This is a genomic window from Streptococcus mitis, from assembly GCF_946190375.1.
Lineage (GTDB): Bacteria > Bacillota > Bacilli > Lactobacillales > Streptococcaceae > Streptococcus > Streptococcus mitis_CJ.
The window spans coordinates 141,761-155,829 of sequence record NZ_CAMIAF010000001.1; the positions used below are offsets into that span (position 1 = coordinate 141,761).

Genomic DNA, 14,069 nt, shown 5'->3' on the forward strand with positions numbered 1-14,069 from the left:
GGAAGATTACTCAAGAGGCTTAAGAGGCCGTGTTGGAAACGCGGTAGGCGTGTAATAGCGTGCGTGGGTTCGAATCCCATGTCTTCCGTGGAGAATTACCAGGAGCTGGGCAAAAATTCAATTTCAGTAGAAAATGAAGTAAATCTTCCCACAAAAAAACGCATAGTATCAAGTTTTTCAACACCTGATATTATGCGTTTTTTTGATTTTAAAGACTTTTTCCCAGCCTCGTTTTTTGCTATTTTCGAAGTGATCTTTTTGACCAGTCCTATACATTATTTTTATACTCAACGAAAATCAAAGAGCAAACTAGGAAGCTAACCGCAGGTTGCTCAAAGTACAGCTTTGAGGTTGCAGATAAAACTGACGAAGTCAGCTCAAAACACTGTTTTGAGGTTGTGGATAGAACTGACGAAGTCAGTAACCATATCTACGATAAGATGAAGGTGACGTGGTTTGAAGAAATTTTCGAAGAGTATTAAGGAGCATAGAATAGTATTCTAACTCCATCCTCTAAAGTGCTTTCAATAAAAGATACTTGAACACCATATTCAGCATATAAGCTTTATGCCCTAAGTCAAAACAATCATTCTTTTCTAATTTATCGTAAATAAATCTAAAATCACAGAATAATGTCAAATGACTTAAACAATGATTCTTTGGAAAAAGCGAATCAAAACTTGATTTATCACTTTTTATTCCACTATCTTTTTTCTTTACACATATTAATAAAGTACTGGTGCAAGCGCACATCATCAGTCAGTTCTGGATGAAAAGAAGTTACCAGCATATTTTTTTCTTGGGCTGCAACAATTTGATCGTCAACTCTTGCTAGAATTTCTACATCTTCTCCAACACTACTGATAATCGGACCACGGATAAAGGTCATTGGAATCTGACCGACTCCCTTACATTCTGCTTCTGTATAGAAGCTTCCTAGTTGACGTCCATAGGCGTTGCGCTCAACTACTATATCCATAGTTCCCAGATGACTTTCTTCCTGAGAAGTGATTTCCTTAGCCAGCAAAATTAAGCCCGCGCAGGTTCCAAAGACTGGTAAGCCAGATAAAATTGCTTCTCGAATAGGAATCATCATATCCTGCTCACGTAAGAGCTTGCCCATGGTTGTAGACTCACCACCAGGTAATATCAAACCCGACAAGTCACTCTGATGTTGCTGAAAATCATCTAGATTTCGGATTTCGACACTAGTAACACCTAATTTATCTAGCACTTTTTCATGTTCTGCAAAGGCACCTTGCAAGGCCAATATTCCAATTTTCATCTATTTTCCTCGCTCAGCCATGAGAATTTGGATTTCATTCTCATTGATACCAACCATGGCTTCTCCTAAATCTTCAGAGATTTGAGCTAGGATTTGAGGATTTCGGAAGTTAGTCACAGCCTTAACAATAGCACTAGCCCGTTTAACAGGATCTCCTGACTTGAAAATACCTGAACCGACAAAGACACCTTCTGCCCCTAATTGCATCATCAACGCAGCATCTGCTGGCGTTGCAACGCCTCCAGCTGCGAAGTTAACAACTGGCAATTTTCCATGTTCATGAACATATTGAACCAATTCTACAGGAACTTGCAATTCCTTAGCAGCAACATAAAGTTCGTCCTCACGTAGGTTTTGAATGCGGCGAATTTCCTGATTCATCATTCGCATATGACGAACAGCTTGGACGATATCCCCTGTACCCGGTTCTCCTTTGGTACGAATCATGGAAGCACCCTCAGCGATACGACGCAAGGCTTCACCCAAATCCTTAGCCCCACAGACAAAAGGAACTTGGAATTCTTTCTTGTCCACATGGAAACGGTCGTCTGCTGGAGATAAAACTTCACTCTCATCGATATAGTCAATCTCAATAGCTTCTAAAATCTGAGCTTCAACAAAATGCCCGATTCTGACCTTGGCCATTACTGGAATACTAACCGCTTCTTGGATTTCCTTAATCATCTTTGGATCACTCATACGAGAAACACCACCAGCTGCACGAATATCAGCCGGAATTCGTTCCAAGGCCATAACAGCTGCCGCACCAGCAGCCTCTGCAATACGGGCCTGTTCAGGGTTCTGAACGTCCATGATAACCCCACCTTTGAGCATCTGCGCCAAGTTTTTATTTAATTCATAACGATTTTCAGTCATTTGTTTTATCCTCATCATTTGTATTGGTAGCTACCATTTTATTTTAAGGCAGATTAGAAGGAATCACAAGATAAAAAAAGGATAATTGTATGGGTACAGAATAGTTAAAAAACTATCTGACCTTAACTTAAGGCCAGATAGTTCATCATTTTTATTTTTCAGCTGTAAGGGCAGCCATTGTGATGTAGTTGTATGGTTTGTTGAAGTGTGGCAAGAAGAAGAGGTCTGTCAAGGCCAATTTATCAATTGTCACATGCTCTTGGATAGCAAGAGAAAACATGTGAATTCCCATGCTGATTGAAATATCATGTGAAACCATTTGGGCACCAAGAATTTCACGACTATCTTTGTCAAATACAATCTTAATCGCTACTTCATGGTTGTCATGTTTCATGAATTCTGGTTTTTGAAGATCGTTAAAGCCTGTTTCAGTCGCATTGTAACCCGCAGCTTTTGCTTTTTCAAGAGTCAAACCAGTTGAAACCATGTGAAGACCATAGATTGAGATACCGTTTGATCCTTGCACACCGATTCCTTCCAATTCATGGCCACAAGCATTGTAGGCACCAACAATACCAGTACGTACAGCGTTTGAAGCAAGAGCGATGTAGCTAGTATCTTTACGAGCATTGTCATAAACAGTTGCACAGTCACCTACAGCATAAACTCCTGGGATAGATGTTTCTTGTTTTTTATCTACAAGGAAGGCACCATTGCGGAAGAGTTCAATCTTACCCTCAGCAAGAGCTGTATTTGGACGGAAACCAACAGCAAGGATAACCATGTCTACATCGAAAGTTTCTTTATCAGTAATCAAGCGTTCAACTTTACCGTCACCTTCGATTGCTTTAACAGTTTGACCAAGCGCCAAGCGGATGTTGTGGTCTTCCAAGTTCTTCGCCATCATTTGTGTGAAGTCTTTGTCATAGTAACCGTTCAAGACAGTATCAACGATATCAACAAGGACAACTTCTTTTCCAAGACGTTCAAAGGCTTCAGCAAGTTCAACACCGATATAACCACCACCAACAACAGCGATACGATCAAGGTGTTGACTCTTATCAGCAAGCTTATTGATAACTTCTTCAGCGTTTTGGTACAATTTAACGAATTGTACGTTTTCAAGAGTTGCTTTAAATTCGCGGTTTCCTTTAACAATTTCAACACCTTCGATTGGTGGCAAGATTGGTGTAGAACCTGTAGCAAAAATCAATTTCTCGTATGATTCTTTGTGCTCTTTTCCTTCAACTTCGGCTGTAACTACTTTGTTATCATAGTCAATTGAAAGAACTGGCGAGTTCATGTAAACCTTAGCGCCTTTAGCTTCCAATTTTTCTTTATCAGAATAGAACAAGCCTTCAGCACCGTCAATTTGCTCCCCAATCCAAAGAGCCATTCCACATCCTAGGAAAGAGATGTTAGAGTTTTGGTCAAATACAACGATTTCGTTCTCATTCCCAAAATTATCCAACATAGTATTAATACATGCTGTACCAGCGTGGTTAGCACCGACTACAACGATCTTACTCATAAAAAATTTCCTACCTTCATTCTAAATTTACCCTACTAGTATAACATTTACTGTTAGCGTTTACAAGAGTTTGGCTGATTTTTCCTATTTTTTTGTAAAAAATTGTAAATAATCTGTATCTTAACACGGATTCTTGCAAATTTTCTTCATTTCCTGAGCATATTTCTTGACATCTTTACAAATTTTATTTGTGAAAACGCTGACTTTATGGTATGCTAGTATCATGGAAAGAAAATGTAAGGGGTTCATTTTTCATAAATTTACTATATTTCAACCTTCTTTTCATAAGAGAAAGGAGTTGGTAGCTTGCCTCTTAGTTCACATTCTGAACGCCTAATGGGAACCACTATCACGATTTCATTAGTGGATGAGCGAGCCGATAGCTTGCTCCAGAAATCCTTTGATTTACTCAGAGAGCTCGAATACCGCTTCAATGCCAATAGCCAAGAATCTGAGTTGATGGAAATCAATCATCAAGCTGGAATAGCCCCCGTCAAGGTTCATCCAGACCTGTTTGAACTGATTTCACTTGGGTTAGAGCATAGCCTAGCGCCCTCTAGCCATCTCAACATCAGTATTGGTCCCTTAATTCAAACCTGGCGTATCGGTTTTTCAGATGCCAAAGTTGCACAACCTCAAGAAATTAAAGAGGTGCTCCCTTTAATCAATCCTCATTATATCGAGTTAGATTCTACTACTTCCACTGTATTTCTAAAACAGAAAGGAATGAAGATCGATCTTGGTTGTTTAGCCAAGGGTTATAGTGCGGATAAGGTTGCCCAATTTCTGAGAGCAGAGGGAGTGACTTCTGCCTTGATCAATCTGGGAGGGAATATCCTGACCATTGGAAAAAATCAGGCAAGAGATAATCAACCTTGGCAAATCGGGATTCAAGACCCAGCCAATCCTCGGGGCAATCACTTAATGACCATCCCTGTTGTCAATCAATCTGTCGTGACTTCAGGCATTTATGAACGTCACCTGACAGTCGATGGAAAAGATTACCATCACATTTTTGACAGCCAAACAGGCTATCCTGTTGAAACGGAACTAGCTAGTCTGACAATCATCTCTGATAAATCAGTCGATGGCGAAATCTGGACAACTCGACTCTTTGGAGAAAGACCTGCTTCTATCCTCTGGCAAGTCGAAAGTTTGGAGGGAATCGAAGCGATTCTGATTGATAAAGAAGGTCACCTAAGCTGCTCTTCAGGAATTCCTACTCTATAGAAACAACTGTTTCAATGGAGTTTTAAATTCGTATTATGTAAAAAGAGAAAGGAAATCTCATGTTAAAACTTATTGCTATTGTTGGAACAAACTCAAAACGTTCTACAAACCGTCAATTGCTTCAATACATGCAAAAACACTTTGCGGACAAAGCTGAAATTGAACTTGTTGAAATCAAGGATATTCCTGTCTTCAACAAACCAGCCGACAAGCAAGTACCTGCTGAAATTCTAGAAATAGCTGCTAAAATTGAAGAGGCAGATGGTGTTATTATCGGTACTCCTGAGTATGACCACTCTATCCCAGCTGTTTTGATGAGCGCTCTTGCTTGGTTGTCATATGGTATTTACCCACTTTTGAACAAACCAATCATGATTACTGGTGCTTCTTACGGTACGCTTGGTTCATCACGCGCCCAATTACAACTTCGCCAAATCTTAAACGCACCAGAAATCAAAGCAAGTGTCCTTCCTGATGAATTCTTGCTTTCACATTCTCTTCAAGCCTTTAATCCAAGTGGAGATCTCGTAGATCTTGATGTTATTAAAAAACTGGATGCCACTTTTGACGACTTCCGTATCTTTGTAAAAATTACAGAAAAATTGCGCAACGCACAAGCCCTACTTCGCAAAGATGCTGAAGAATTTGACTGGGAAAATTTGTAAGATAGGAGACCAAAAAGAATGAAATTTGTTGGACTTGTAGGATCAAACTACGATCAATCATATAACCGTAAACTCTTGGAATTCATCCGTCGTCACTTCAAACTCAAATTTGAATTAGAAGTTCTCGAAATTGACGAAGTTCCAATGTTTAACCAAGACGAAAAATGGGATGAAAGTTTCCAATTGCGTCTCTTGTATAACAGAATTACTCGTGCTGATGGTGTCATTATCGCTACTCCTGAGCACAACCACACAATCTCAGCTTCTCTTAAATCTGTTCTTGAATGGCTTTCATATGAAGTTCATCCATTTGAAAACAAACCAGTCATGATTGTGGGAGCTTCTTACTACGACCAAGGTACTTCTCGTGCCCAAGTTCACCTTCGTAAGATTCTTGACGCTCCAGGTGTTAATGCCTATACGCTTCCAGGTAACGAATTCCTTCTTGGTAAAGCCAAAGAAGCATTTGACGCAGAGGGCAATATCACAAATGAAGGAACTATTAATTTCCTTGAAACATGCTTGGACAACTTTGTAAAATATGTGGGAGTCGTTTCAAAATTGAAAAAACCAAAACCAATTGCACCAGAAGATTTATATTGTACAAATTCAATTGCAACTACCATTCAAGGTGTTGACCCAGATGATCCTGAATGGGTAGAAAAAGCAGCTGAACTTGTTGGAGCTGTTTCAGGAGATACTTACGTTAAATTAGACCATGGTATCTTAACAGTTAACCAAATTGATATGTTCTTGAAAGCAATGCCATTTGAATTGACATTTGCAGACGATAATAACCAATTCTTGTACTTTAATAACGCACACCAAGATCCAAATACAATGTTTGGTAAACGTGTACGTGCTCAATCAGGAAACCGTTTAGGAACTGTACACGGTTCATTGCCAGACTCTAGAATGAAAAACGTTGAATGGGTTGTCGGCGTATTGCGTAATGGGGACCAAGAATATGTCCGTACAATTGTACCAGGAACACCAGAAGGCGTTATTAATACCCATAATTACCAAGCAATGTACTATCCAGATGGTTCATATGCTGGAATCAATGAAATCATCTTTAATTTCCAACCATGGCTTGACTGGTACCTCAATACAACTGGTCAACGTCTAGTTGGTGGAAATGCTGCAGCTCCTGCTGGAGGACATGGTGGAGCAGATGCTACATCTGGAGCTTCTGATGCAGGTGATGCTGGAGGCCACGGTGGTGGCGCAGACGCTACATCTGGAGCAAGTAACTAATAATAGTTTTAGGAACCATTTTGGTTCCTTTTTAAGTGACTCTTTATCAACTGTATTTGGTGGTATGTCTATCCTTCTCTATGGTATTATCGCAAGCAACGGTTTGAAAGTCTTGATCAAAGAACGTGTTGACTTTAGCCAGATGCGTAACCTAATCATCGCAAGTGTTATGTTGGTCCTTGGACTTGGAGGAGCTATCCTTAAACTTGGTCCAGTTACCCTTTCAGGTACTGCTCTATCAGCCATGACAGGAATCATCTTGAACTTGATTTTGCCATACGAAAATAAAGACTAATACTCTTCGAAAATCTCTTCAAACCACGTCAACGTCGCCTTGGATTATATATGTGACTGCCTTCGTCAGTCTTATCTACAACCTCAAGGCAGTGCTTTGAGCAACCTACAGCTAGCTTCCTAGTTTGCTCTTTGATTTTCATTGAGTATAAGAGTCTAAATACATCAAAAAACGAGCATTTCCAATTACGGAAGTGCTCATTTTTTGATATTTAAAAGTGAGTGTATGATTTCTACAGCGTTTTAATATGTTTCCCCTACTCTCATAGTCTCCCACTCCTTAACATCAACAGGGAAGATTATAGGGGCTTTTGTGTCCTCGTCATATACTACCACAAAGTAACCTTTGCTGTTCCAGAACTTACCTAAAATAGTACCATCATGTAAATCAGTACGCAACTTGCTTTCTTGACTTGTTGGGCTTTCTGTTTGTACTATTTTATTCTCTTCCTTGCTATTTATACCTACAGTCACAAATCTTGACCCTATAATAATAAATAGGCAAAACAATATAGCCAAAATCCCTATAAATTTAAACAAATTGTGTTCTCTTAAATCCCAAGAGGTAATAATACCCCCTTACACTCCCATCATTTTATCAAGCCATCTAGTGAAATTGGCTTCTTTTGTCTCGTCATCATACCAATCAAAATCTTCAATATAAGTTGAGTTTGTGATTAGCTTGATACGTTTGTTTTGGTATTGGGAATCTAAATAGAATTCGGGCTCCTCTGTACTATACAAGTTAGCGAGGAGCCGAACTCTTTTTGTATATTCTAATCGTTTTATTGAACCACTTTTTGAGATAGTTCTAGTGTATATGTTTTATATAATTGATGGCAAGCTTGATCCTCTCCTGCTTTAATCAAGGAAACACAAGGCAATACAAGTTCTGCCCAGATAGACTCTAGTATTTCCTCACGATTTAGATGTTCCTCTAACTTGGCAACAATCTGAGGAGCCATCTTATAGTAGGATTCAATTTCCTCCTGACCACCATCTTGCAAGGCTAGATAAGAATCCCTGAATTTTCTCAAAGTCATCAATTCATCGCAGTCATCTGCCAATCCCTTGTAAGTTACCGCTGCTTCTGTCAAATAACAACCTCTTTGTTCAATTTGATAATAAGCATCTGGTTCACCGAAAAATCCAGTTTTAGAGCGCACATATCTCTCTGCATCACTCCTACGTTGAAAAATAGCTACTTCTCTTCCCTTACGATATACAACAAATTCCATTTCTTTTTCCTCCCTATCTTACAATATTTAATAATTCCTCATAGCTAGAAACCACATCATAGATGTGCTGGTCATTAATCAATCCAGCTTGTGCTAATGCTTTAAAGTGAGCACGCGCACAGGCAATTTTTGCTTGCTCAGCTTGTTTTAATTGAAGACTAGACATAGAGCCTTTTGTTTCTGCAACAAAATAGATATGCTTGACACTTCCTTCACGGAAGGCGATTGCCCAGTCAGGATTATAGTTTCCAAGTGGAGTCGCAATACTGAACTTCCCTGGTAACTTCACATAAACACGAACATCCTCGTATTGTTCCAAAGATTCTTTAAACGTCTTCTCCGTATTTGAATCAACTTTTACAAAATTGTAAATCCCTTTTTTGGATTCAAGTAAGTGATCATCTGATCTGTTAGCAGTTTCAGGATTGTCATAAAACAAGTCCATATCATACTCTTCATTTAACACATTATACTGAATATGCTTGATAATTTGACTTGCTTTTTGTTCATTAATTAGTTTTGAAACCTTAAGAATAAACTCTTCTGGATTTTGTTTAAACTTGTCAAATTGGCAGACATAGATTTTACTTAATATTTCCGCAACCAACCTACGTGTTAATCCAGTCTGCTCAGCAACCTCCCCTAACAAATCATATTTGGTCATAATCTGCGAATCCGTTAGATACTCTTGCTGACGATCATTCTCAGCCACTGTCAGATGGAGTCCTTCTTCCTTACTCATCTCAGCAGCGCTTGCTTGAGTTATATGAAAGCTTGGTTTGCTAACGACTAATTTCTCATTGATATAGTCAACCGAATGTTTTACCAATTCCGCATCATCAAATTCTACTTGATAGCCTGTCTTACGATTGATTTGCTTCCAGAGATTTAAAAATTCTTTTCGGGCAATATTTTCTTGATTGACCTCATTTGAGAATTGAATGACTGAATGATTGGCATTTTCAATTTCATACTGTTCAGCATGATAAACGCTCTCCAATATCTCTACCAGCTTATCCTCATAACCTGCTAGTGTTTCAGACAGCTGTAACTGATGATTTTCTTTTGCAGTAAAATATTCTGTAGTCAATTGTCCTTCACGGTCTATATAGCCTTGTCGAATCAAATCAAAGTGAATCGAATCTGCTTGTTCCTTCGTAATACGTATTGTTTGACCTTCTTGATTTGTTAGAACTTTATTCGCAAAAAGAGTAGCGTCCACTTTTGCAGGACGATCTGCTAAGAGTTCTTTGATTTCTTCTTGTAGACTTCGAGCAAATTGATCATAACTTTCATTTGCAATTACTGTCAGTTTATTGATTTCATGAACGTCACTTCCTAAGAGTTCAAAATCCTGACGAATTCCGTTTTGATCAACTGCCAAACGCATACCACGACCAATTTCTTGACGTTTACGAGTCTCTGCTGAAGATTGCTTCAGCGTACAGATTTGAAAGACATTAGGATTATCCCATCCCTCTTTTAGAGCTGAGTGAGAAAAGAGGAATCGAACTGGCTCCTCAAAGCTCAACAAACGCTCCTTGTCCTTCATAATCAAGTCATAGGCATCAGTGTCATTTGAAAGATTGTTCTTCTTTTCACTGGCAGATTTATAGTCCACAAAAATGGTCTTATCTGACTTCTTCACTTTATCTACCGAAAAGTAACCAGCATGAACTAAATTTCCTTCAAGATTAGCCTCCAAATATCTACGATAAGGGGTTGGTTCCTGTGTTTGGATAAACTGATTTACTTGATTTCGGTATTCCTCTTCAAAAATCTGAGCGTATTCACCATTATAGGCATCATTATGTTCATCATATTGCTTATACTTGGCCACTTCATCGATGAAAAATAGGGATAATACTTTAATTCTTCGATTGTAAAGTTTACTTTCCTTTTCGATATGACTTTTTATAGTCTCTCGGATTTGAATTCTTCTGATGCTCGACTCATCCACTTCCCCAATCACTTCACCGACATTGAGTTCCTGAGTCACACCAACTTGAAGTTTGTTCTCTCTTGCATCAAAGTGACTAAGGGTCATTCCTTTATAAGCAGATAAATTCCCAGATTCAGCGTACAAATCAAAGGGTTCTTCCACCACCTTCAATTTCCTTTTGACACCTGACTGCATTTTTACTTCAAACTCAATTTTTGCTTTAGGTGCTCCTGATTTTTGTGGAATGATTTCTTGTAGATATAGATAGCCTTGTGTCCCGGTCGTCCCAGTTTGCTCAATAGCCTTAACGGCAATCTTCTTCACCAATTTTTGATTGTAAGCATCCATGGCATCCAATCTATAAACCATATCATGCTTTTCTTTATGGGTAGCCGAATAACGTAGCGTAAACAATGGCTTGAAATCTTTTAGTCTTTCCTTGGTTTGCTTCCCTTCAACAGACTGAGGCTCATCGATAATCATAATCGGATTCATAGCTGCCAATACATCAATCGGACGACGCCAACGGAAACTTTCCTGCTCAGAATGAATCCGTCGAGCATCTTTTCCTTTTGCATTAAAGGCTTGAGAGTTGATGACCATGATTTGAAGGTCTGACGAATTAGCAAAACTATCCAAATCACCTAAACGTGAAGAATCGTAGACAAAATAGCGTGGTTGCTTCCCATACTCCATCTGAAAGTGACTTGACATAATTTGTAGAGACTTGAGAACTCCTTCACGAATGGCTACACTTGGAACGACAATGACGAACTTAAGCCAGCCATAACGTTTATTCAGCTCCATAATTGTACGGATATACGTGTAGGTCTTCCCTGTACCCGTCTCCATTTCTATTGAGAAATTATAAGCTTCTCTCCCAGCAATCATATCAATAGAAAGACTATCAGAAGGACGTAAACCATAGCGAGTTTGCATGGCATGAACATTTTCTCGTATACTTGCTTGACTCAATTGAATCGGTGCATTTCGATAAGCATCTAAAACCAAGTCTACTTCATCTGACTTGAGACGACCTGGATCCGCCATATACTGAACTCCAGTATGTTTAGCTTGCCCTTGAAATAAATCTGCAATGGCACTCACCGCATCCAACTGGAATTGTTGTTTTTTAAATTGTAGTTTCATAATTTATTTTCTTCTTTAAAATTTCTTGCCCTCAGGATAAAACTAAATACCAGATAAGAACCAATGGAATCAATATATATTGAAACCAAATAATGATTTTATTCCAACTAAAATCATGTCGCTTGATAAATTTTTCAATATAAAGATAGGCATTTTTTAGCCAACACTTTTTCTTATCATCTTCAATTATCTCATCTATTACTTTAGATTCCATATCAGATTGCGAATCGCCTTGACCATATTTTCTCTTCTGATACTTTTTAGCATACTTGTGATCAAAATCCGAATGATTTTCATTTCCCCGTAGGCTAATTTGATACCTTGACATTATCTGTTGGTATTTATTTATTTTGTCATCATCACTAAGTGATTTTTGGAAAATAATTGATTTTAATTCAAGTAAAAAGTCTTCTAATTCTAACTGATGATAATGTAGTTTCAAAGCCCTCTCATTATAGTTCAACTTAGCAACAAAATTCTGTACAAGCAAAGAGTATATGGAAAACAAAGCCGACAAAGCTAATCTATCTTTATTTTCAGGGTTTATTAGCGAATATACTAATAAACCCGTTGACATTATACTCATTGCTAAAAAAATCAATTCCCATTTTTCAGCATATTCGTATAATCTTTTACTCATATTAATTCTAGCGGCCCTTACAGTATCAATCGAATTACATTTTAAATTAATCTCGTAGTCTATATCTCGATCTTTAAAATCTAGAATTTCTTTCATTCTACACCACCTTAACTTTGGTATGAGGTGATAATTCTTTGAAGATTTCACTTACGTTAATCTTATCTGCTGAATTGGCAAATGAGCTATCACGGAAAACGGCGCGGAGTGGTTGTGCTTGAGCGATGTGACGGATAACTTCTTCAGAGATTTCATCTTCAAAACAAGCCATGAGTGAACCTTGATCTACGTCATAGACTTCTGCTCCTGTTACTTTATCCAAATCAATAGCTAGTGATAGTTCCATCCCCCAGGTCAGCATCACTTGGAAAAGTAAGTCAAGGCCAGTACGTCCTTCCTTGATATTAGATACACTATCAAAGAGTTCTCCTTGAATAAATTGATCCGGTCGAGCTGAAACATCCTTGAAATTTGAAGAATCTAACTTATAGGCTTTGAAGCCAAAATCTTGCTTACCAGCCAACTCAGGATGCTCCTCCTGAATCTTGGCAGCAGCACGACGAATCCGCTCACGTGAAATTTGGTCAATGGTTTCATAACCTGCTTCTTTAGCAGCAGATTTTTCAGCAACTGCTTCATCCAACGTACACAAGATAAACTTACGATTTCCACCATCTTCCGCATTCAGTTGCATAATTGCATCAGCTGTCGTACCAGAACCACCGAAGAAGTCCAGAATGAGGGAAGTTTTTATACTTGCACCTAATCCTAACAAATTTAATAATAGTTTTGTTGGTTTAGAGAAATCGAATATTCTAAAATCGAATAACTTCTTAATTTCATTATTGGCACGTTGATTTGTTCCAAACTCAACATTCCAAAAATCATTAGATAGTTGACCATTCTTCATTGCATCACTTAAATATATCTTTGTTCTTGGGACTCCTCCATTTTCTGGCCAATGAATTTTATCATCTTTTAAAAGTTGGTGAAAATCTTTTTCCGAAACCATCCATGGCCCCATAAGTATTTTTCCAGCTGGGCTTACAATTTCATAATTAAACCTTCCTCGAACTTCATCACGTAGGATGCCTCTTCCATATTTTCCTTTTGAATCTTCATATGCATATTCTTTCTTAGCAGTATCTGAAAGTGGTAGACGTCCATATGTAACCCTAAAATAATCTTTTGAATACACATATATATATTCTTTAACTCTAGCAGCTTTACCTATATTAGGCTGATTATCACTTCTTCTCCAAGCAATTGTTTGAACGAGATTCTCCTCTCCAAATATCTCATCACAGATAGCTTTCAGATTAGCTTGTTCATTATCATCGATAGAGATAAAGATAACACCTGAATCTTTGAGGAGATTTTTTGCTAAGCGCAGGCGTGGATACATCATATTGAGCCAGTCTGAGTGGTAACGGGCCGATGTCTTTTCATTTTTTGTGAGCCCAACGACCTGGCGTCCTTCTTCATCCAAAAGTTCCATCTCTTCTTTCAGCTCTTCATCTGTTTTTTGGAACTTATCAGAGTATACAAAGTCTTTTCCTGTATTATATGGTGGATCGATATAAATCATATCGATTTTTCCTAGATAGGATTCTTGTAAAATTTTTAAGACTTCTAAATTATCCCCAGTAATAAAGACATTTTCACTGTTTTCAAAGTCAACACTTTCATCAAGATCTGGTCTTAAGGTTTTGGTAGTTGGTCGCCCAGCTTCTGCAATAGCTTCACGCTTTCCAACCCAAGTAAACTCATAGGATTCTCGACCATCCACAATTTCCTCTGATAAAAACTGTTTAAGCTTCTCAAAGTCAATCGCAGGACGTAATATGCCGTATTCATCCCTCTTTTCCGTCAGAACTTCAGGAAAAAGTTGACCAATTTTTGAAATATTATCTGTAAAAACATCTTTTGAAGTGAGAGTTAATTTCTCAAGTCCAGAGTTTTCAC

Annotated in this window: 12 protein-coding genes, 1 tRNA gene and 1 pseudogene; 5 read left to right on the forward strand and 9 right to left on the reverse strand. The window is 38.3% G+C overall.

Annotated features, from left to right (window positions below):
• Positions 1 to 88: transfer RNA gene (locus N8M09_RS00645), tRNA-Ser, on the forward strand.
• 425 nt (positions 89 to 513) lie between these two features.
• On the opposite strand, the gene N8M09_RS11355 is transcribed toward N8M09_RS00645, so the two are convergent.
• The 4 genes from N8M09_RS11355 to nox all read right to left on the reverse strand — a co-directional run bounded on the left by N8M09_RS11355 (position 514) and on the right by nox (position 3,692).
• Positions 514 to 756 carry a transposase gene (locus tag N8M09_RS11355; RefSeq protein WP_474104141.1) on the reverse strand — a complete coding sequence of 81 codons (243 nt, stop codon included), beginning with the start codon at positions 754 to 756 and terminating at the stop codon, positions 514 to 516.
• Entirely contained in the window at positions 704 to 1,285 is a 582-nt protein-coding gene (gene pdxT, locus N8M09_RS00650; protein ID WP_261062804.1) for a pyridoxal 5'-phosphate synthase glutaminase subunit PdxT, read from the reverse strand. The genes N8M09_RS11355 and pdxT overlap by 53 nt, the downstream gene beginning before the upstream one ends.
• A complete protein-coding gene (gene pdxS, locus N8M09_RS00655; protein WP_000138526.1) occupies positions 1,286 to 2,161 on the reverse strand; it encodes a pyridoxal 5'-phosphate synthase lyase subunit PdxS in 876 nt (291 codons plus the stop codon).
• A 151-nt stretch (positions 2,162 to 2,312) separates the two neighbouring features.
• Complete coding sequence (gene nox / locus N8M09_RS00660; RefSeq protein WP_261062805.1) at positions 2,313 to 3,692, reverse strand: H2O-forming NADH oxidase; 1,380 nt, start codon at positions 3,690 to 3,692, stop codon at positions 2,313 to 2,315.
• A 306-nt stretch (positions 3,693 to 3,998) separates the two neighbouring features.
• On the opposite strand from nox, the gene N8M09_RS00665 reads away from it, so the two are divergent.
• From N8M09_RS00665 to N8M09_RS00680, 4 genes and pseudogenes are all read left to right on the forward strand, one after another.
• A complete protein-coding gene (locus N8M09_RS00665) occupies positions 3,999 to 4,922 on the forward strand; it encodes an FAD:protein FMN transferase (protein WP_101782005.1) in 924 nt (307 codons plus the stop codon).
• A gap of 59 nt (positions 4,923 to 4,981) precedes the next feature.
• Positions 4,982 to 5,587, forward strand: coding sequence for an NADPH-dependent FMN reductase (locus N8M09_RS00670; RefSeq protein ID WP_020900666.1), 606 nt, complete (start codon positions 4,982 to 4,984; stop codon positions 5,585 to 5,587).
• Positions 5,588 to 5,605: 18 nt separating this feature from the next.
• Positions 5,606 to 6,844, forward strand: coding sequence for an NAD(P)H-dependent oxidoreductase (locus N8M09_RS00675; RefSeq protein WP_000673651.1), 1,239 nt, complete (start codon positions 5,606 to 5,608; stop codon positions 6,842 to 6,844).
• A 52-nt stretch (positions 6,845 to 6,896) separates the two neighbouring features.
• Positions 6,897 to 7,139: pseudogene (locus tag N8M09_RS00680) on the forward strand (solute carrier family 23 protein); the annotation flags it as partial.
• A gap of 242 nt (positions 7,140 to 7,381) precedes the next feature.
• Here N8M09_RS00680 and N8M09_RS00685 read toward each other — a convergent pair.
• The 5 genes from N8M09_RS00685 to N8M09_RS00705 form a co-directional block, all read right to left on the reverse strand.
• The gene (locus tag N8M09_RS00685) at positions 7,382 to 7,678 is read right to left on the reverse strand and encodes a hypothetical protein (protein WP_261062806.1); all 297 of its coding nucleotides are present in this window, start codon (positions 7,676 to 7,678) and stop codon (positions 7,382 to 7,384) included.
• Between the two features lie 245 nt (positions 7,679 to 7,923).
• Positions 7,924 to 8,376, reverse strand: a complete 453-nt coding sequence (locus N8M09_RS00690; protein WP_261062807.1) for a CFI-box-CTERM domain-containing protein — start codon at positions 8,374 to 8,376, stop codon at positions 7,924 to 7,926.
• A gap of 13 nt (positions 8,377 to 8,389) precedes the next feature.
• Entirely contained in the window at positions 8,390 to 11,467 is a 3,078-nt protein-coding gene (locus N8M09_RS00695; protein ID WP_261062808.1) for a type III restriction-modification system endonuclease, read from the reverse strand.
• Between the two features lie 31 nt (positions 11,468 to 11,498).
• Entirely contained in the window at positions 11,499 to 12,203 is a 705-nt protein-coding gene (locus tag N8M09_RS00700) for an SLATT domain-containing protein (protein ID WP_261062809.1), read from the reverse strand.
• Position 12,204: 1 nt separating this feature from the next.
• Positions 12,205 to 13,893 carry a site-specific DNA-methyltransferase gene (locus tag N8M09_RS00705; protein WP_261062810.1) on the reverse strand — a complete coding sequence of 563 codons (1,689 nt, stop codon included), beginning with the start codon at positions 13,891 to 13,893 and terminating at the stop codon, positions 12,205 to 12,207.
• Positions 13,894 to 14,069 lie beyond the last annotated feature (176 nt).

What these genes read in the sequence shown, in the direction of transcription:
- N8M09_RS11355 (WP_474104141.1), bottom strand. Translation starts at nt 756, where the DNA reads ATGATGTGCGCTTGCACCAGTACTTTATTAATATGTGTAAAGAAAAAA.
- pdxT (WP_261062804.1), bottom strand. Translation starts at nt 1,285, where the DNA reads ATGAAAATTGGAATATTGGCCTTGCAAGGTGCCTTTGCAGAACATGAA.
- pdxS (WP_000138526.1), bottom strand. Translation starts at nt 2,161, where the DNA reads ATGACTGAAAATCGTTATGAATTAAATAAAAACTTGGCGCAGATGCTC.
- nox (WP_261062805.1), bottom strand. Translation starts at nt 3,692, where the DNA reads ATGAGTAAGATCGTTGTAGTCGGTGCTAACCACGCTGGTACAGCATGT.
- N8M09_RS00670 (WP_020900666.1), top strand. Translation starts at nt 4,982, where the DNA reads ATGTTAAAACTTATTGCTATTGTTGGAACAAACTCAAAACGTTCTACA.
- N8M09_RS00675 (WP_000673651.1), top strand. Translation starts at nt 5,606, where the DNA reads ATGAAATTTGTTGGACTTGTAGGATCAAACTACGATCAATCATATAAC.
- N8M09_RS00690 (WP_261062807.1), bottom strand. Translation starts at nt 8,376, where the DNA reads ATGGAATTTGTTGTATATCGTAAGGGAAGAGAAGTAGCTATTTTTCAA.
- N8M09_RS00695 (WP_261062808.1), bottom strand. Translation starts at nt 11,467, where the DNA reads ATGAAACTACAATTTAAAAAACAACAATTCCAGTTGGATGCGGTGAGT.
- N8M09_RS00700 (WP_261062809.1), bottom strand. Translation starts at nt 12,203, where the DNA reads ATGAAAGAAATTCTAGATTTTAAAGATCGAGATATAGACTACGAGATT.